The sequence below is a fragment of the Caballeronia concitans genome (assembly GCF_001544615.1).
Lineage (GTDB): Bacteria > Pseudomonadota > Gammaproteobacteria > Burkholderiales > Burkholderiaceae > Caballeronia > Caballeronia concitans.
The window spans coordinates 12,169-29,656 of record NZ_FCNV02000008.1; the positions used below are offsets into that span (position 1 = coordinate 12,169).

General features: G+C 61.2%; 17 protein-coding genes. 5 read left to right on the plus strand and 12 right to left on the minus strand.

What is annotated here, in order from left to right; translation table 11 throughout:
• Positions 1–171 precede the first annotated feature (171 nt).
• The 3 genes from AWB72_RS18095 (at position 172) to AWB72_RS18105 (ending at position 3,175) form a co-directional block, all read left to right on the plus strand.
• Positions 172–1,536, plus strand: a complete 1,365-nt coding sequence (locus tag AWB72_RS18095) for a nucleobase:cation symporter-2 family protein (RefSeq protein WP_040050543.1) — start codon at positions 172–174, stop codon at positions 1,534–1,536.
• 37 nt (positions 1,537–1,573) lie between these two features.
• Positions 1,574–2,440 carry an alpha/beta hydrolase gene (locus tag AWB72_RS18100; protein WP_244285676.1) on the plus strand — a complete coding sequence of 289 codons (867 nt, stop codon included), beginning with the start codon at positions 1,574–1,576 and terminating at the stop codon, positions 2,438–2,440.
• 144 nt (positions 2,441–2,584) lie between these two features.
• Positions 2,585–3,175, plus strand: a complete 591-nt coding sequence (locus AWB72_RS18105; protein WP_040050544.1) for a phasin family protein — start codon at positions 2,585–2,587, stop codon at positions 3,173–3,175.
• A gap of 4 nt (positions 3,176–3,179) precedes the next feature.
• Here AWB72_RS18105 and AWB72_RS18110 read toward each other — a convergent pair whose 3' ends face one another.
• From AWB72_RS18110 to AWB72_RS18140, 7 genes are all read right to left on the minus strand, one after another.
• A complete protein-coding gene (locus AWB72_RS18110; RefSeq protein WP_087128423.1) occupies positions 3,180–3,983 on the minus strand; it encodes an exodeoxyribonuclease III in 804 nt (267 codons plus the stop codon).
• Between the two features lie 79 nt (positions 3,984–4,062).
• The gene (locus AWB72_RS18115; RefSeq protein ID WP_040050545.1) at positions 4,063–4,941 is read right to left on the minus strand and encodes an ABC transporter permease; all 879 of its coding nucleotides are present in this window, start codon (positions 4,939–4,941) and stop codon (positions 4,063–4,065) included.
• Positions 4,938–5,762, minus strand: a complete 825-nt coding sequence (locus tag AWB72_RS18120; protein ID WP_040050546.1) for an ABC transporter ATP-binding protein — start codon at positions 5,760–5,762, stop codon at positions 4,938–4,940. Before AWB72_RS18120 ends, AWB72_RS18115 begins: the two co-directional genes overlap by 4 nt.
• Before the next feature lie 110 nt (positions 5,763–5,872).
• A complete protein-coding gene (locus AWB72_RS18125; RefSeq protein WP_040050547.1) occupies positions 5,873–6,895 on the minus strand; it encodes an ABC transporter substrate-binding protein in 1,023 nt (340 codons plus the stop codon).
• A gap of 36 nt (positions 6,896–6,931) precedes the next feature.
• On the minus strand, positions 6,932–7,831 hold the full coding sequence (locus AWB72_RS18130; RefSeq protein WP_087128425.1) for a TauD/TfdA dioxygenase family protein: 900 nt from the start codon (positions 7,829–7,831) through the stop codon (positions 6,932–6,934).
• A gap of 106 nt (positions 7,832–7,937) precedes the next feature.
• On the minus strand, positions 7,938–9,128 hold the full coding sequence (gene dinB, locus AWB72_RS18135) for a DNA polymerase IV (RefSeq protein ID WP_052449874.1): 1,191 nt from the start codon (positions 9,126–9,128) through the stop codon (positions 7,938–7,940).
• 94 nt (positions 9,129–9,222) lie between these two features.
• The gene (locus tag AWB72_RS18140; RefSeq protein WP_040050549.1) at positions 9,223–9,588 is read right to left on the minus strand and encodes a hypothetical protein; all 366 of its coding nucleotides are present in this window, start codon (positions 9,586–9,588) and stop codon (positions 9,223–9,225) included.
• Positions 9,589–9,843: 255 nt separating this feature from the next.
• Here AWB72_RS18140 and AWB72_RS18145 point away from each other — a divergent pair, with 255 nt between their 5' ends.
• The gene (locus AWB72_RS18145; RefSeq protein ID WP_040050550.1) at positions 9,844–10,041 is read left to right on the plus strand and encodes a DUF3563 family protein; all 198 of its coding nucleotides are present in this window, start codon (positions 9,844–9,846) and stop codon (positions 10,039–10,041) included.
• Between the two features lie 7 nt (positions 10,042–10,048).
• Here the strand turns inward: AWB72_RS18145 and AWB72_RS18150 are convergent, their stop codons facing one another.
• Positions 10,049–10,732, minus strand: coding sequence for a response regulator transcription factor (locus AWB72_RS18150; RefSeq protein ID WP_040050551.1), 684 nt, complete (start codon positions 10,730–10,732; stop codon positions 10,049–10,051).
• 105 nt (positions 10,733–10,837) lie between these two features.
• The gene (locus tag AWB72_RS18155) at positions 10,838–12,193 is read right to left on the minus strand and encodes a sensor histidine kinase (protein WP_040050552.1); all 1,356 of its coding nucleotides are present in this window, start codon (positions 12,191–12,193) and stop codon (positions 10,838–10,840) included.
• A 294-nt stretch (positions 12,194–12,487) separates the two neighbouring features.
• On the opposite strand from AWB72_RS18155, the gene AWB72_RS18160 reads away from it, so the two are divergent.
• Entirely contained in the window at positions 12,488–14,011 is a 1,524-nt protein-coding gene (locus tag AWB72_RS18160) for an MDR family MFS transporter (protein WP_052449875.1), read from the plus strand.
• Positions 14,012–14,043: 32 nt separating this feature from the next.
• On the opposite strand, the gene AWB72_RS18165 is transcribed toward AWB72_RS18160, so the two are convergent.
• The 3 genes from AWB72_RS18165 to AWB72_RS18175 all read right to left on the minus strand — a co-directional run bounded on the left by AWB72_RS18165 (position 14,044) and on the right by AWB72_RS18175 (position 17,446).
• Positions 14,044–14,280, minus strand: a complete 237-nt coding sequence (locus AWB72_RS18165; RefSeq protein ID WP_040050618.1) for a hypothetical protein — start codon at positions 14,278–14,280, stop codon at positions 14,044–14,046.
• Positions 14,281–14,457: 177 nt separating this feature from the next.
• Positions 14,458–16,269 carry an alkaline phosphatase D family protein gene (locus tag AWB72_RS18170; protein WP_040050553.1) on the minus strand — a complete coding sequence of 604 codons (1,812 nt, stop codon included), beginning with the start codon at positions 16,267–16,269 and terminating at the stop codon, positions 14,458–14,460.
• 100 nt (positions 16,270–16,369) lie between these two features.
• Positions 16,370–17,446 (minus strand): FUSC family protein, encoded by a 1,077-nt coding sequence (locus tag AWB72_RS18175; RefSeq protein ID WP_040050554.1) that lies wholly within the window; start codon positions 17,444–17,446, stop codon positions 16,370–16,372.
• Positions 17,447–17,488: the final 42 nt, after the last annotated feature.

Here is a 17,488-nt window from a genome sequence, read left to right on the forward strand (position 1 = left end):
CGAAGAATCGTAAGGATCGGCACATGCTGCCGATCCGGCTCACTGACTCGGTCATAGTTTCCGTGCGAATCGGCAGAGGTTCATGGCATACCGCAGATAGCAGCCCGAATATTTTTTCGCGCGATGCACGGTGCAATACTGGTCCGGCACATTTCTGCCACCGGAGCGCACATGTCCCAAACGATTCATCCCGTCGACGAAGTGCTGCCCTTCGGTCAGATGCTCGCCGTCGGCATTCAGCATGTGCTCGTGATGTATGCGGGAGCGATAGCGGTGCCGCTCATCATCGGCGCGGCGCTTAAATTGCCGAAAGATCAGGTGGCGTTCCTCATCAGCTCGGACCTGTTCGCGTGCGGCATCGTCACGCTGGTGCAGTGCATCGGAGTGTGGAAGTTCGGCATACGATTGCCGGTCATCATGGGCGTGAGCTTCGCGCCCGTCGGACCGATGGTCGCGATGGCTTCGTCCGGCGCGGGGCTGCCCGCCATCTTCGGCGCGACCATCGCGGCGGGCGTGTTCGCCATCGTCATTGCGCCGTTTTTCGGGCGTTTGATGCGCTTTTTCCCGCCTATCGTCACGGGCACGATCATCCTTACGATCGGCATGACGCTCTTTCCGGTGGCGATCTACTGGGCGGCCGGCGGACGCGGCGCGCCGCATTTCGGCGACCCGCGCAATCTGATGATCGCGGGCATCGTGCTGCTCGCGATTCTGCTCATCAACAAGTACCTGCGCGGATTCATCGCGAACATATCGGTGCTGCTCGGCATGGCGATCGGCTTTGCCATTGCGCTGCCGCTCGGCCTGATCGACTTCTCCGGCATCGGGCGCGCCGCGTGGTTCGCGCCGGTGCGGCCGTTCGCGTTCGGCATGCCGACGTTCGACTTCGCGGCCATTGCTTCACTGTGTCTCGTGATGGTCGTCATCATGGTGGAATCGCTCGGCATGTTCCTCGCGCTCGGCGATCTCGCGATGCGTCCGGTCTCGCGCGCCGACGCCACGCGCGGCCTGCGCACCGACGGTCTTGGCACGGTAATCGGCGGCATCTTCAACACGTTCCCGCATTCTTCGTTTTCGCAGAACATCGGGCTTGTCGGCATCACGGGCGTGAAAAGCCGCTGGGTGGTCGCGGTATCGGGCGTCATCCTGATGTTGCTCGGGCTCTTGCCGAAGCTGTCGAACCTCATTGCATCGATACCGGTCGTCGTGCTGGGCGGCGCGGGCATCGCCATGTTCGGCATGGTCGCGGCCACCGGCGTGAAGATCCTCAGCAAGGTGGATTTCGAAAGCAAGAACAACCTGCTCATCGTGGCGATCAGCCTTGGCGTGGGCGTCATTCCGCTGACCGCGCCGACGTTCTTCGGCCAGATGCCCGCGTGGGCCGGGCCGCTCACCCATAGCGGCATCACGCTGACGGCGGTGGTCGCCATTCTGCTCAATGCGCTCTTCAATCGAGGCCGGCCCACCGACGACGTGCAACGTGAAATCGCGGCCGATATGCCTCTAAGCTTGCGCCAGGGCGACGACAACGCTTGAGCCTCTGCGTGCGCCTCTTTAAGCGGCGCGTTTTATCATGCGGCTATTCCCCCACTATCCGCCGCGCACGATGATGGAACTGCTTGGGCTGCTGCTTGCCGCCATCGCGCTGGCTTACCTTGCCGCGCTCGCCGCGCTTTACTGGCTGCAAGGCCGCTTGGTCTATCCGCTCGAGCAGGCGCAGGCCGTGGTCGACGCCACGCTCGACGATCGCACGCAACTCATCACCGTTCGCACGCAGGACGGTCTCAATCTGGTCGCACGTTACGGCGCGCCGCCCGATGCCGCATCGCCGACGGTGCTGCTCTTTCACGGCAATGGCGAAGACCTGACGCAACGCGCGTTCATCGCGCTGGAATTGATGCAGGCGGGCTACGGCGTGCTGCTCGCCGAATATCGCGGCTATGGCGGCAATCCCGGCAAGCCGCACGAAGCGGGTCTTTATGCCGATGCCCGCGCCGCTTATGCGTATGCCGCCGCGCGTTCGCCATCCATCGTGTTGCATGGCTATTCGCTAGGCTCGGGCGTCGCGGTGCAACTGGCAAGCGAAGTGCGTATCGATGCATTGATACTCGAAGCACCATTCACGAGCATTGTCGATGTCGCTGCGGCACGCTTCAAACTCTTTCCCGTGCGATACCTTGCGCGCGACCGCTATGACAGTCTCGCGAAAATAAAGTCGGTGCGCGCGCCGATTCTGATCTACGGCGGCACGAAAGACTTCGTCATTCCGCCCGCGCATTTCCAGCGTCTTTTCGACGCCGCGCAAGGCGACAAACATCTTGCGTTCATAGAAGGCGCCGATCATATCGACGTGTGGGACCGAGGCGGACGCAAGCACGTGCTGCAATTCCTCGCATCGATCAAGGCGCGGGATAAACAAAAAGTCCACGACGCCAACTGACGACCGTGCTTTAAAAAATCAGGCGCGAAATGGGAACCGCTGTGGATGTGTCTCGTCTCAACGAACTCGTAGTCGATGAGCTTTGCGCCGTCCGGCGCGCTCCATTTACCGGTTGTTATTCGACATTCACAAGAGGAGCGGTCAATGTTTCAATATCCCGGCAATATCGCTTATCAGATTCCCTCGATTGCACGCGCCAACCTTCAGGCTTTTCTCAACGTCAGCGGTCGCTTCGCCAGCGGCTTGCAGCAACTCACCGAGTTGAACGTGCAAACGGTGCGCAGCGCAATCGAAGAAAGCAACACGCTTTTGCAGCCTGCCGATGACTCGGGCGCAAGCGTGCTCGGCTGGCAGTCCGTCATGCTCGCGCAATTCCCGCAGAAAGCGGCTTCGTATGGACAGAACGTGTGGTCCATCGTGACGTCGACGGAAGCGGACATCATCGGCGAAATGCGCAGTCAGTATGAACGCAACGGCATCACGTTGAAGGGCCTGTTCGACACCGCTTCGAGCGAGGCCGAGCAGACGGCGCAATCGACGGCGCAAGAAGCCGGCGTCGTCATCACGAATCTTGCGGAAGCAGCAAGCGAAGCAACGCAAGAGACGAGCGGCGCCATTCTGGATGCAAGCGGCAACATCGCCAACGAGGCGGCGAGCGCGCCCAAGCAATTGGGCGAGACGACTGAAACGCCGATCGCCAAGGCATCGCGCGCGTCATCGAGACGTCAGGTTTAAAGCGTCAGGCTTCGGAAGCTTTTTTCCTGCCGCGCGATTCCTTCAATACGACCCACGTGGGCGCATGATCGCTCGCGTGGGGTTCGCCGCGCACCCACTTATCGACGCCCGCATCCTGCAGTTTGGGAGCCAAGTCTTTGCTCAGCAAGATGTGATCGATGCGCAATCCCGAATTCGTCTGCCAGTGCTGACGAAAATAATCCCAGAACGTATAGATGCGCTCTTCGGGATATTTCTTTCGCAATGCATCGGTCCAGCCTTGCGCGAGCAGCCTCGCATAAGCGGCGCGGCTTTCGGGCTGAAGGAGCGCATCCTTGAGCCATGAACGCGTGTTGTAGATGTCTTCGTCGGTCGGCACGACGTTGTAGTCGCCCGCAAGCACCACCGGATGCCCGCTCTTCAGCAACGCCGCCGCGTGCGCGTTGAAGCGCTCGAACCATTCGAGCTTGTAATCGAATTTCGGTCCGGGCTGCGGATTGCCGTTGGGAAGATAAAGGCAACCGATCAACAAGCCATGCACGGCCGCTTCGATATAGCGGCTATGCGTATCGTTTTCGAAACCGGGCAGACCGCGCCGGCTGAGAATTGGCTGCGAACCCTTGGCGAGAATGGCAACGCCGTTCCATGACGCCTGCCCGTGCCACAGCGCGCCATAGCCCGCGTTTTCGATGGCGGCGGCGGGAAATTGCGCGTCCGTCGCTTTCAGTTCCTGCAAGCACACGATATCCGGCGCTTCGCGTTCGAGCCATGTCAGCAAGGCGTCGATACGCGAGCGAATGCCATTGATGTTGAAGGTCGCGATTTTCATTCGGCGGTGTGCATCGGATGATGGCGAATTTAACGATCCTACGCCCGATGCACGATGCGTGCCGCCACGCGATTCTCCGTCAGGACTGGACGCCCCAGCGCCGCACGGTCACGCGCTCGATGGTATCGAACACGAGATGTTCGACCGCGAGCCCGATCACGATGACCGCGGCAAGCCCCGCGAAAACGCGATCCGTATAAAGCTCGTTGCGATTCTGGAAGATGTACCAGCCAAGACCGCCCTTGCCCGAACTCGCGCCGAAGACAAGCTCTGCCGCGATCAATGTGCGCCACGCGAAGGCCCAGCCGACGCGCAAGCCCGCGAGAATGGAAGCCAGCGCGGCCGGCACCAGAATGAGCACGACATGCCGCAAGCCCGAGAGCCCGTAATTGCGTCCCGTCATGCGCAAGGTGGCCGGCACCGCCTGAAAGCCCGCATACGTATTGAGCGCAAGCGGCCACAATACCGAATGCACGAGCACGAACAGCAGGCTGCCCGTGCCTAGCCCGAACCACAGCAAGGCAAGCGGCAATAGCGCGATGGACGGCAAAGGATTGAACATTGCGGTCAGCATCGACAGAATATCGCGGCCGATGCGCGTCGACACCGCAAGCGATGTCAGCACGAAAGCAAGCGCCGCACCGAGGAAATAACCGCGCAGCAGCACCGACATGGAAATGGCGACCTTCTCGATCAACTCACCCGAGAGAATGCCTTGCACGAATGCGATGCACGTCGCGCTGAAGGTCGGCAAGAGCAGATCGTTATCGACGAAGCGCGCCGCCATTTCCCATATGCCGATCAATACCAGCGCGATGAGCGTCTTGCGCAGCCATGCGCGATCGACGAGGCGTGTGGCCAACGGCAAAGGCGCTTCGTGCGATGGCTGTTCGAGTGTGGACGGAACGACTTCGAACTCGGGCCGAACGGGCGGCTCCATGAATTGCGGCGTGCTCATCGCGCAACCTCTTCTTCGAATAGCAGGCGATGAATGCGCGCGACGCTTTGCTGAAACTCACCGCGCCCCACGCTTTCCTGCGAATACTGATGACTGTTCAATTCGGCGCGCACGCGGCCCGGATGCGGCGTCAAAAGCAGAATGCGATTGCCGACGATGAGCGCCTCTTCTATCGAATGCGTCACGAACAACAGCGTGAAGCGTTCATCGCTCCAGAGACGCAGCAACTCTTCCTGCATGCGGCGGCGCGTGAGCGCATCGAGTGCGGCGAACGGCTCATCCATCAACAGAACGCGCGGCTGCATGGCAAGCGCACGCGCAATCGCGACGCGCTGCTTCATGCCGCCCGACAGCGTGTGCGGATAGGCATCGGCGAAACGCGCAAGGCCGACCTTGTCGAGAAAATGCAGCGCACGTTCACGCGCTTCGGCACGGCCCAACTTGCGCGCCACGCGCAACGGAAACGCGACGTTCTGCAAGACCGTCTTCCAGGGCGGAAGCTGATCGAACTCCTGAAACACGACAATGCGATCCGCGCCCGGTCCCGTCACGCGTTCGCCGTCGATCTCGATGCTGCCGGATACCGGTTCGATAAAGCCCGCGACCGCCTTCAGCAATGTCGACTTGCCGCAGCCGGACGGTCCGAGCAATACGAATCGATCCGCGCCATAGACATCGAAACTCACGTCGTGCGTCGCGCGCACGAGACGTTCGGGCGTGCGGTATTCGAGCGTGACGTCACGCGCGGACAATAATTTGCCGCTCGTTTCGGCGGCCTGACCGCCTTCTATTGGATAAAGCAAGTGAGGATTGGCAGCCATGATCGCAGCGCGCTCAAATCAAACCACCAAGATACCGGCCCGCGATGCGCGCGCTAACCAATCATTGCGCATATTCAATGCAGCATCGCGGATAAGCGCCCGAGCTTTCTTTAACTGCCGTCGCGTGTGGCGGGATCGCTAAAGAAATAGTCTTGCCAGGACTTCGGCTCGTTCTTGATCGCACCCACGCGATGCATGAATTGCGCAAGCGCGAAGGTATTTTGCGGCGCGACCTTGAATTGCACCGCCGGGTCCTTGATGACCTTCAAGAGCAGGGCGCGATCGATCTTCGCCTGATTCACGCGCAGATAGATATCTGCGGCGTCTTCGGGATGTTGCGTGATGAAGCGCGCGGCATCGGCGAGGCCATCGACGAAAGCGCGATACGTCTTCGGGTTCGCGTCGCGAAATTTCTCGGTGGCGTAGAGCACGGTTGCGGAACTCGGACCGCCGAGTACATCGTACGAATTCAATACGATATGGGCCTTCGGATTGCCCGCAAGCTCCTGCTGCTGGAACGGCGGATTGCCGAAATGCGCGTTGATTTCCGTGCCGCCCGCGATGATCGCCGCTGCCGCGTCCGGATGCGGCACTGCTTGAGTGAGTTTGTCGAGACGATCATATTGCTTGTCGCCCCACTGCTTGGCCGCTGCAAATTGCAGAACGCGTGACTGCACCGACACGCCGACCGCCGGCACCGCGATACGGTCCTTATCGGTGAAATCGGCGATGCTCTTCACGCGCGGGTCATTCGACACGAGGTAGTACGGCAGATTGCCGAGCGATGCCACGCCCTTTACGTTCTGGCGGCCATGCGTGCGATCCCAGATGGTGAGCAACGGCCCGACGCCTGCTGCGGCGATATCGACGGAGCCGGACAGCAGCGCGTCGTTGATGCTCGCGCCGCCCGAGAGCTTGGCCCAATCCACCTTGATGTCGATGCCCTGCTTCTTGCCCTCCTGCTCGATGAACTTCTGATCGCGCGCGACATTGAGCAGCAGATAAACCACGCCATATTGTTCGGCAATGCGCAGCGTGCCTTCGGCATGAGCGTTCGAAGCGCCCACGCCGATCGACAGCGCCAACGCGGCGGCGAGCGCGCGCAACGCGCCCTTCCCTCGTCGAGAATGCATCGGAAACCCCGTATTTCAAGGACTATTTGTGTTGAGTCAGAAAGGCGCGTCGCCTTCTATGGTCGTGCGGTACAGCTTGCGACGCTGATCGTCCGGCGTGCCTGCCGCGAGATGCATGACCGAGCGGTTGTCCCAGAACACCATGTCATGGTCGCGCCATGCATGGCGATAAACGAACGCGGGCTGCACGCTATGCGCGAAGAGTTCGTCGAGCAATGCGCGGCTTTCGTCTTCCGGCATATCGATGATGCGCGTCGTGAAATGCTCGCTGACGAACAGCGCCTTGCGCCCGGTCTCCGGATGCGTGCGCACGATCGGCTGCTCGACGGGCTTCACTTGCGCGATCTGCTCCGCAGTGAGATTGGGCCGCCACGGACTGCGCTTTTGCAATTCCGCATACTTGGCGAGATACGTGTGCTCCGCCTTGCGCCCTTCAATCGCTTGCTTCAGATGCGTGGGCAGCGTGTCCCATGCGAGATGCTGATTGGCGAAGAGCGTATCGCCGCCGGTCGCGGGCAGCTCTTGCGCATGCAGCATCGAACCGAGGCTTGGCTTTTCTTTGTACGACAGATCCGAATGCCAGAAATGACCGGCATCGCCCAGGCCGATAGGCTTGCCGTTTTCCACGATGTTCGACACGATCAGCACTTCAGGATGCCCGTCGAGCGCGAATTGATGCAGCACGTGTCTTTGCAATGGCCCGAAGCGCTTGCTGAACGCAATCTGCTCATCGGGCGTGATGTGCTGATCGCGGAATACGAGTACGTGATAGTCGAGATGCGCGCGATGAATGCGCGCGAAATCCGCTTGCGAAAGAGGCCTGGACAATTCGAGGCCGATGACTTCGGCGCCTAGCGGGCCGTCGAACGGACGAATGGTGATGCCTGAATCGACGGCTTCCCGGGAAGCGTCGCGAGTCGGAGAGAGAATCGTCACGGTTGCATTGGAGTCGGCGGACAGACGAACAATCTACGCCGCCCGCGCCACGCGCGCAAACAACGATCCGCGAAATCGTTATGCAACCGCACGCTAAGCCGCGCTGTCAGTCCTCTAGCGCGTCGAATGGCAATTCCACTTGCACGGGCGCGACGAAAGCATCGGCTTCGCCTGCCGCGCTCAGCGCACTGACGCGCACGCCGAGCAACCGCAATCTTTTTTCCAGCACGATGCGCTTCAGGCATTCCGTCGCGGCGCGGCGAATTTCCATTGCGTCGGCAGTGGCGACGGGAAGCGTCAGATCGCGTGTAACGGTGCGAAAGTCGTCGAAACGCAGTTTGATGCCGACCGTGCGCCCGACATACGCTTTGCGCTGAAGGTCGTCGGCCACGCGCTGACACAAGCCGGTAAAAGCCGCGGATAAGGTCGCGCGGTCATGCTTCGGATGAAGATCGCGCTCGAAGGTGGTCTCGCGGCTCATCGACTTAGGCGTGGAACTCACGACGACCGGCCGATCGTCCTGTCCCTGCGCGATACGTGCAAGCCACGCCGCATACGTCGCCCCGAAATGCGTCTGCAAGAACCCGAGGTCCGCAGCGGCAATATCGCCGACTGTCACGATGCCGAGCGCCGCCAGCTTCTCGTTTGCCTTCGGTCCAATCCCATTCACCTTGCGCGCGGCCAGCGGCCAGATGCGCGTGGGCAGATCATTCATCGTGAGAATGGTGAGGCCGTCGGGCTTGTCCAGCTCGGAGCCGATCTTCGCAAGCAGCTTGTTCGGCGCGATGCATATGGAACATGTCAGTCCCGTCGCTTCGTAAACCGCGTTTTTCATGCGCTTGCCGATATCGGCGGAATCTCCGTCCAGGTCGCTTACGTCGATATAAATCTCGTCGATGCCGCGATTCTCTATTTGCGTCGTGAAGGTCGCGACAGCGGCTTTGAAGAGGCGCGAGTAGTGGCGGTATGAATCGAAATCGGTCGGCAGGAGAATGGCGTCGGGCGCGAGTTGCGCGGCCTTCATCATGCCCATTGCGGAAAAGACGCCGAATTTGCGCGCCTCATACGTGGATGTGGTCACCACGCCCCGGCCCGCGTAGTCGCGCAAGCGTGCGAAGCGCCGCGTGCCGTCAGGAAGCGTTTCCGGCGTGGCGTTGCGCCCGCCGCCCACGACGACCGGCTGCCCGCGCAATTCCGGATAGCGCAGCAATTCCACGGAGGCGAAGAACGCGTCCATGTCGAGATGAGCGATACGTTTGGGCGGATGCGTAGCGGGTGTCGAACTTGAAGCGTTCATCGACGGCTAAAGGGCTTTAAGGCACAAGCGGCAAAGGAAAAAACGCGCTTACTGTACATCCATACAGTCATTTGCGCCAGTGCGCCTCAATGCTTTATTCCGGCGTGCGCTTTTCCGCGAGCGCGCGGCTGCAATCGTCGAAAACCTGCCTCACGACGTCCGATTGATAGTTGAGATCCTCGCTATCGAGAATCTCTTCGACGGCGTCACGCGCCCAGTCCGCTTCGAGCAGTGCGCAATGACGCGTGGCGAGTTCGCGCGCGATGGCCGCGAGCTTCGCGACCGTGAGCCAGTCCGCAAGCCGTCCATGCCGGTCGAGCCATTTATGCGCCGCCTGCACATGAAACGCCGCCGCCGGCCAGTCGCCGTTGAGATAGAACGCGCCGAGGCTGCCGCACGTGAGCCAGCAGAGCAATTCGACGCGATCGCGGGCACTGAGAGTACGAGGCACATCGTTCATGGCGGCAGTTCACGAAAGACGTTTCGACGAGCGGCGCCGAAGCACGCGCTTACGTTCGTATTGAAACACGATAGCACGTGATGGTGCGGCGCGGCAGTGCTCTTACGAAGCGACATCGTGCGTTGACGAACGCTTGGCCGTGCTCACTGGCCGCTAATTCTCGGGGCTTAATCTGCTTTGCATCGACGGACGTTTGAACGCAATCAAGCAAGCGGGCACGTCGTTCTTAGTGATTATTTAGCGACGGAGTCCATCATGTTCGAACGAATCTCGAAGTCTTTTGGCGAATTGATTTTCTCGCGGCACGACACGTCAACAGACGCCTATTTCGCTTCATCGACCGATCTTGCCGATCTCGAGCGCCGCATGCGACACGTAGAAAACGACGCGCCCCGTTACACGCTGCCTTTTTGCGGTTCGATGAATGCGCGTGACGATGCGCACCGCTTTTGATGCGCCGCTATTTCGCATCGTCGCGGCCGGCCTGCCCGAGCATGACGGTCCAGCCAAGGCCACGCACGTTGCGAATCACGCCCGCGCCGAATTTCTTGCGCACGGAGTGAATGAGTACGTCCACGGCATTGCTTTCCACTTCCTTGCCCCAGCCATAGAGACGGTCTTCTAACTGGTCGCGCGAGAAAATAGTGCCGGGGCGTTCCATCAACGCGTGCATCAACGCAAATTCACGCGCCGAGAGCACGCCCGACGTCTCGCCGCATGTGAGCGTGCGCTGATCCAGATTGAGATTGATGGATTCGTCCCCGAGACGCGATACCGCGTATCCCGCTTTTCTGCGCAGTACCGCGCGAATTCTCGCAAGCAGCTCGGGCATGTCGAAAGGCTTGAGCAGGTAATCATCAGCGCCGAGATCGAGGCCCTGCACGCGCGTGTCGAGATCGTCGCGTGCAGTGAGAATCAGCACAGGCGTTGCGTTGCCGGCGGTACGCGCCTGTCGCAACAACTCGATGCCCGTCATGCCCGGCAAGCCGAGATCCAACAGCACGACCGTGTATTCGGCGGCGTCCATTGCCTTGCGGCCCGCGTTGCCGTCGCGCACCCAATCGACGGCGTAGTCCGCGTCCTTCAGAGCGCGCATGAGGCTCGTGCCGATTTGCACGTCGTCTTCGATCAGAAGAATTCGCATGCTGCACCTCGCACACCGGAGTGAGTTCGAGCGCGAGGCGATAAATATGCACGACCGATCTTTTATTGATATCGCGCCGCGTGGCGAATGAATTTTAGACGGCACTCACGCGGTTGCGGCAGTGTTTTCTCGTGGGGAGAGGTCCGCGCGTTCGTCGACGGGAAAGCCGATCGACGCCACGATTCCCGAGCGGCCATCGTCGCGATTGCGCAGCGTCACTTCGCCGTGATAGCGAATGGCGATAGCTTTCACGATCGATAATCCCAGTCCGCTTCCCTCTATGTCCGCATTCGCGCGAAAGAAGCGGTCGAACACGCGAGGCAGCAATTCTTCCGCGATGCCGGGGCCGGTATCGATGATTTCGATCCGTACCTTGTCGTGATCGCGGCGCATGCGTACATCGACAGTTCCTCCGTCGGGCGTATAGCGCACCGCATTGGAAAGCAGATTCATCACTGCAATGCCGATGTCCGCTTCCACCGCGCGCACGTGGGAGCCCACCATTTCTTCGGCGCCGACATCGAGGCCGCGTTGAAACGCAATCGGCAATACGTCCGCGATGGCGTCCCTGACGACCGTGGCCATGTCCACACGCACCATCGCTTCACTGTTCATCGGCGCATCCGCGCGTGCCATACGCAAGAGTTGCGTGATGAGACTGCCGCTGCGCGCAATGCCGCGTCGCAATTCACGGAATCGCTCCTGATTTCCGGGCGAAATATGCGGCGCGAGATTATCGGCCTGAAGCTGAAGCGCGGTTAGAGGTGTGCGCAATTCGTGCGCGGCGTCCGCAATGAAGTTGCGCTCGCTTTCGATCGACCTCGCCAGACGCTCGATCATCGTATTGATCGAATGAATGAAAGGCGCGATCTCCGCAGGCACGCCGGCAGCGGGCAGCGGCTTGAGGTGAGCTGTGTCGATGGCCTGCACTTCGTTGCCCAGGCGCTTGAGCGGGCGCAGCGAGCGCTGCACGACGAGCCCAACCGCAATCCACATGAGCGGCAACAGCACAGCGATAGGCCAGAGCGTCTTGGTCGCGCTGGCTTCGGCAAGCGCACGGCGCACGGACGAACGCTGCGCCACTTGAATGGTCATCGTCGGCTCCTTACGCGTGAAAATGCGCCAGTCTTCGTCGTTGAACATGGCGTTCGAAAAGCCCGGTGACGCGTCGGGGGAGAAATGCAATGCGGGATCGGTGGTGCGAAACGGCGTGTCCTCGCCGGCCTTCCAGACCACGACGACGATATCCCGATCATCTTGCGAGCCTCGCGCGGGATTTTGCGGAATGCCTTCTGCAAAGCCATCTCGCATGCGCGCCGCCACCTGTTCCAGACGCAAATCCAGCAGCGCGCTGATGCCGGTCTTGCTCAACTGATACGAACTCACGCCCTGCACGATGCCGATCACGCTCACGAGTAACCCGAGCGCGACGACCAGTTGGTTTCTTAGCGATTTGATCATGTGAGTCCGCAGCGTCGTCAATAATGAGGGCGAGCCGCTTGCGTGGCTGATTCTGCTTCGCGGCTTAAAGCGGAAGGACGGCATTGGAATCGATCAATACACTAAAAAAATGCGCAGGTCCCAGCGCGATAGTCGCGCAAGGTTCGAGAAAAGGCCAGGCCCAGCCTAGCGCACGAGAATGAGGAAAGAATGAGGGCCCGCAAGCGGCGTTTGGCGTACCGGGATACCATTGCGTGTCCTTTAGCGGCGGACTCTCGCGCCAATGCCGCTGCAGCCAGATAAAAACTCACTCGCATGCCGCAGCTCAAGCAAACCCAGCGTCCCCTCGTCATCGCTGCCGTGATGGCGTCCATGGCCATGGTCGCGATCGAAGCGACCATCGTCTCTACCGCGATGCCGCAAATCGCCACGCAACTCGGCGGACTCAATCTCTATAGCTGGGTGTTTTCGTCGTTCCTGCTGACGCAGACGGCGCTGACCGTCGTGTTCGGCAAGCTCGCCGATCTCTTCGGCCGCAAGCCCGCGATACTCGTCGGCATCGCCATCTTTCTGATCGGCTCGGTGCTGGCGGGCTTCGCATGGTCGATGCCCGCGATGATCGTCTTTCGCCTGATACAAGGCGTCGGCGCGGGCGCAATCCTGCCCGTTGCGCTCACTGTCGTCGGCGATCTTTATCCGGCGAGAGAACGCGGCAAGGTGCAGGGTTATCTCGCGAGCGTGTGGGCCGTGTCCGCCGTGCTCGGACCGATGGTCGGCGGGCTGCTCATCCGTCATCTGTCGTGGGCGTGGATCTTCTGGATCAACGTGCCGATCGGCGTGCTCGCCGCGCTGCTATTCGTGATGTTCCTGCACGAAGAGAAACGTCACGAACGCCCGGCCATCGATATTGCGGGCGCCTGTCTTTTCACGGCAGCCGTCGCTTCGCTGATGATGGCGCTCACCGACGCGGGCAGCGCGAACAACGCGCGCGTCGGCGTCGAAGTGGCGGTGTTCGTCGTGGCGAGCGTGCTCTTCGTGTTGCAGGAACGGCGCGCCGCTGATCCGATGATCTCGTTCGGTTTATGGGCGCATCGCCCGATTGCGGCCGGCAACGCGGCCACGCTGCTTGCCGGCATGGCGCTGATGGGCCTGACCACGTTCCTGCCGATGTACGTGCAGGGCGTGATGCATCGCTCGCCGGTGGAAGCAGGCTTCACGCTGACGATGATGATGGTCGGCTGGCCCAGCGGCGCGACCTTCACGTCGCGCACGTTCAGCCGCATCGGGCTGCGTCGTTTGCTCATCGGCGGGACGGTGTTCATCCCACTCGGCGCGATTCCGTTCGTGTTGCTCACGCCGCAATCGAGCCCCGTGCTCGCGGGCGTAGGGTCCGCTGTCATGGGCTTCGGCATGGGCGTGCTGAGCGTGTCGTGCCTCATCCTCATTCAGGAAATCGTGAAGCTGTCCGAGCGCGGCAGCGCGACGGCATCGAATCTCTTTGCGCGCAATCTCGGCAACACACTCGGCGCGGCCGTATTCGGCGCGGTGCAGAACTATGGACTCACGCATGCGAGCGGCTTGCCTGCGGTAAGCGCCGATCAACTCAAGCAATTGCTGACGGCCGTACCCGGAAATTTTTCGGCGAACACGGAGATACGGCTTGCCTTGCATCACGCGTTGCATCTGACCTTCACGTCGATGTTCGTGATCGCTATCGGCGCGGTCATATCGATGCTCTTCATGCCCACCGTGGAATTGGGACGTGCGCGTGAGACGGTCGAAACAGTCGATCCCGTGAAAGGCACGAGCGCGGAAAGACATATCGGCATCGACGTTTGAGCATGCTCTAGCGCCGATGCCTTCAGAGGCTCTTAATCCTGCGCCTGAACGAGCGGGCTGTCCTGCTTGTCCTTGGACACGCTGGCGTCGTTGCGGTATTGCGTCGCGGCTTCATCGGCTGCGATGGTTTGCGTGTTCATGCCCTGCTGCGACGCGGGCGCGCCGCTCGAAGGCGTGTAATGCGGCGCGGGGCCATAGCCGCTCGCGAGTGCATAAGACGCGGCAAGCGAAGCCGCAACGAAGATGATGCCGCCGAGTTTCCTGATCATGATCGTGCTCCTGAGGGTTTCAATGATCCACTTCATCGGCCTCATTGCACGAAGTTCAGCAAGCGACCTTCCGAAATGTGCACGCAGTCTACGTGCGTGCCTGTACATTGAAATCCCCCCGGAAGCGCGGATAAGAATGGATGGATGAGCGCTTCGTGAATGAAGCGCTTTGCGCGTTCACACGTTGTCTTCGACGCCTATCGATACCGCTCCCGCGTTGATGGTCAAGCGCGTGCGCTTGGCAAGCGGGGCCTGTGGCGCAGTGCGATCTGCGTTCAAGCCCTTCACCTTGTTGAAGATCGCGACGAACTGGCCAGGCGTGACGGTCGCCGATGCATAGCCCAGGCCGTCGAGATCCGAATACAGCATGTCCGGATTGTTCTGCATGACGAAGTTATCCAGCACGCTCGACGAGGTGATCAGCGACGCGAGCGGCATGCCCGCCGAGTAGGTCGCGACGTCCTGAAAGAACGGCCGGCTGCTGATGCCCGCGACCATCAGATCGATGATGACCGGCGTGCCGGTCGCGGGATCGGGCACGTCTCGCACGATGCCCGCCTGAAACGCATGAAGATCGCCGGTGATCGCGATCACGTTCGTGATGCCCTGCGTCTTCACGAACGAAGTGAGATCGGCCTTGTGTGACGGATAACCGTCCCACGCATCGCAGTCGAGCACGAACACGGCGTTGTCCGGTGCGGGCGCAATCGATCGCAAGTCGAGCCACATGCGGTTCAGCATCACTTCGTTGCCCCACACCTTCCACGTCGCGGTCGATGCCTTCAGCGTGTCCTTCCACCATTGCGTCTGCACGGGGCCGAGCATCGAAGGCACGCGCCCGAGACGCTGCGTATCGAGTGCCTCGAACTGCGCGAGCACCTTTTGCGGCACGAAGTAACGCGAGCCGACGAGGTCGTTGCCATTCACCGGATCGTGTCCGAGCGCCTGCGCAATGGCCGCTTCGCTGACGACGTGATCGTCGCGATAGAGCCGCTCGTCGGTCATCACGAGATGCAGCAGCGAACCGAAGTGGAAGTCGCGATAAATGTGGATGTTGTCGTAGTTCGCGTTGTTCAGATCGAACGAGACATCGCCCCAATCCACTGGCAGATATTCCGCCCACGCCTGATTCGCATTGCGGCGACGCGCGGTCTGTTGCAGGTTGGCGTTCGTGTAGGTTTGATGGTCTTGCCAGCAATCGTCGGTGAATTCGTGATCGTCCCAGATGGCGATTACCGGAAAGCGCGCGTGAACCGTCTGCAGACGCGCATCGCCGCGATACGTGCGATAAAGCGTGCGGTAATCGGCAAGCGTGTTCGCATAGACGCCGCCGCCTGCGAGCGGCAGGCCATCGGGCAAGGTGATCGGCGTATGCGCGGGTTCGGCCGCGTTGGTCTGGAGCGGCGTGCCCACCGTCTCGTAGATGTAGTCGCCCACGTGAACGACGAAGTCGAGATCCGTTTCCGCGGCCATCAAGGTCATGGCCTGCCAGTGGTTCGCGTTCCAGTTCTGGCAGGTGAACCACGCGAAGCGCAGTTGTGCGACTGCATCGTTCGCGGCGGGCGCGGTGCGCGTCGTGCCCATTGGGCTGACATCGCTGCCCGCGATGAAGCGGTAGTAGTAAGTCGTCTTCGCAGTCAGCCCCGTTATCTTCGCGCGGACCGTGAAGTCGTATGCCGGCACGGCGCTCAACGGCACGCTCGCGGCGAGCTTCGAGAAATCGGCAAGCGGCGACACTTGCAGCGTGAGCGCGACAGGCTGCGCAGCGTTTCCTCCGTTGGCGACACAACGCGTCCACAGCACGACGGACGTATCGCGAGGATCGCCGCTCGCGACGCCTTGTGCGAACACATAGGCGCCCGTGGGCGGCGGCGGTGGCGTGCTGCTGCCGTTATCGTCGTCGTCCGAATGATGACAGGCTGTGAGCGTGCCCGACGCCGCTGCAACGGTATAGAACGCGGACAGGGACAGGAACCGGCGGCGATCCATGCGAGCCTCCTAAAGGTTCCTTACAAGCTATAAACCACGCAAGGCGCTGTCAAGAAAGGCGGCGATCGAAGCGAAGCATCGAACGTTCGCTTTGTTTGCGTTATTGCACTGCTTTCAGCGGAAAAATCACTCTTGCCGAAATAAGGCCGAGCGCGCCGCCAAGCAACGTTTCCCACGCACGCGCCGCGAGCAGCGGCACCGAATGCACGCCGCTTGCCGCAAGCGTCACGATGAGCGCAAACGCAAACGCACCGCATGCAATGTCGTAGCGGTCCGGCGTGGCCATCGAAAAGACGATCATCGCGAACGCGGCCATCGACCAGACCACGAGCGGCGCATGTTCCCCAAGCGGCAAGCAGATCAGACCGACAGGCACGCCGACCAGCGTGCCATAGATGCGCCGCCGCACGCGCTCGGCTGTGCCGACCGCCGAGGTCGCGACGACATACACGCAGGCCGTCATCGCCCATACGGATTCAGCAAGGCCGAACGCAGCATTGAGCATTACCACGACGAGCGCGCCGCTCGCGGCCTGCAAGCCCATTGCGAATGCGGGCGATACCGCGTGCCTGCCATATGCCGATTCGGAAGCGAGCGCCGGCAGCACCGCGGGATGTTCCGCCGGCCCGCTCAAAAGACGCGGGACCATGGCGGCAAGCATCGCGATGAACAATGCAAGCACGATGGCCCACGCATCCACGCGCGCGAGATTCGTCGCATAAGCCACGAGCTGGCCGATATAGAACTGCGAGCCGATGCCCGCGCCCGTTACACCGAAGCGCTTCAGATAGCCCGCGAGAAACGCGCCCGGCACAAGTATCAATTCCGCGCCGCCGCGCCCGAGTTCGCGAGACAACGGCGCGAACAACACGAACGTCAACGCGCCGAACGCGGCGGCTGTGCAAAAGATGGCGAGATCGCGGCTCGATTCCGCGCGCGTCGTGCGCGCTTCCGAGACGCTCGCCCATAGCGCGAACGTCGCTGCGAGCGTGCCGACGGATACGCTCGCGGGCACATCGCGCGTGACGTCATGCAAGGTGCCGACAGCCGCCGCGAGTCCGTATGCCGTGACAAGCCGCAAGCCCTTGATACGCCGATGCGTGCCGGGATCGACGCGTTCGAGCCACGCGAGCATCGCGGACATGGAGAGCGCGCCCGAGTATTGCCGGTCGTTCATCGCAATCGGCCTCGCGTGATGGATGAATTCGCATGCGCCTGC

What these genes read in the sequence shown, in the direction of transcription:
- AWB72_RS18100 (WP_244285676.1), top strand. Translation starts at nt 1,574, where the DNA reads ATGCGGCTATTCCCCCACTATCCGCCGCGCACGATGATGGAACTGCTT.
- AWB72_RS18140 (WP_040050549.1), bottom strand. Translation starts at nt 9,588, where the DNA reads ATGAACGATGTGCCTCGTACTCTCAGTGCCCGCGATCGCGTCGAATTG.
- AWB72_RS18170 (WP_040050553.1), bottom strand. Translation starts at nt 16,269, where the DNA reads ATGGATCGCCGCCGGTTCCTGTCCCTGTCCGCGTTCTATACCGTTGCA.
- AWB72_RS18120 (WP_040050546.1), bottom strand. Translation starts at nt 5,762, where the DNA reads ATGGCTGCCAATCCTCACTTGCTTTATCCAATAGAAGGCGGTCAGGCC.
- AWB72_RS18105 (WP_040050544.1), top strand. Translation starts at nt 2,585, where the DNA reads ATGTTTCAATATCCCGGCAATATCGCTTATCAGATTCCCTCGATTGCA.
- AWB72_RS18125 (WP_040050547.1), bottom strand. Translation starts at nt 6,895, where the DNA reads ATGCATTCTCGACGAGGGAAGGGCGCGTTGCGCGCGCTCGCCGCCGCG.
- AWB72_RS18175 (WP_040050554.1), bottom strand. Translation starts at nt 17,446, where the DNA reads ATGAACGACCGGCAATACTCGGGCGCGCTCTCCATGTCCGCGATGCTC.
- AWB72_RS18095 (WP_040050543.1), top strand. Translation starts at nt 172, where the DNA reads ATGTCCCAAACGATTCATCCCGTCGACGAAGTGCTGCCCTTCGGTCAG.
- AWB72_RS18165 (WP_040050618.1), bottom strand. Translation starts at nt 14,280, where the DNA reads ATGATCAGGAAACTCGGCGGCATCATCTTCGTTGCGGCTTCGCTTGCC.
- AWB72_RS18145 (WP_040050550.1), top strand. Translation starts at nt 9,844, where the DNA reads ATGTTCGAACGAATCTCGAAGTCTTTTGGCGAATTGATTTTCTCGCGG.
- AWB72_RS18110 (WP_087128423.1), bottom strand. Translation starts at nt 3,983, where the DNA reads ATGAAAATCGCGACCTTCAACATCAATGGCATTCGCTCGCGTATCGAC.
- AWB72_RS18150 (WP_040050551.1), bottom strand. Translation starts at nt 10,732, where the DNA reads ATGCGAATTCTTCTGATCGAAGACGACGTGCAAATCGGCACGAGCCTC.
- dinB (WP_052449874.1), bottom strand. Translation starts at nt 9,128, where the DNA reads ATGAACGCTTCAAGTTCGACACCCGCTACGCATCCGCCCAAACGTATC.
- AWB72_RS18115 (WP_040050545.1), bottom strand. Translation starts at nt 4,941, where the DNA reads ATGAGCACGCCGCAATTCATGGAGCCGCCCGTTCGGCCCGAGTTCGAA.
- AWB72_RS18155 (WP_040050552.1), bottom strand. Translation starts at nt 12,193, where the DNA reads ATGATCAAATCGCTAAGAAACCAACTGGTCGTCGCGCTCGGGTTACTC.
- AWB72_RS18160 (WP_052449875.1), top strand. Translation starts at nt 12,488, where the DNA reads ATGCCGCAGCTCAAGCAAACCCAGCGTCCCCTCGTCATCGCTGCCGTG.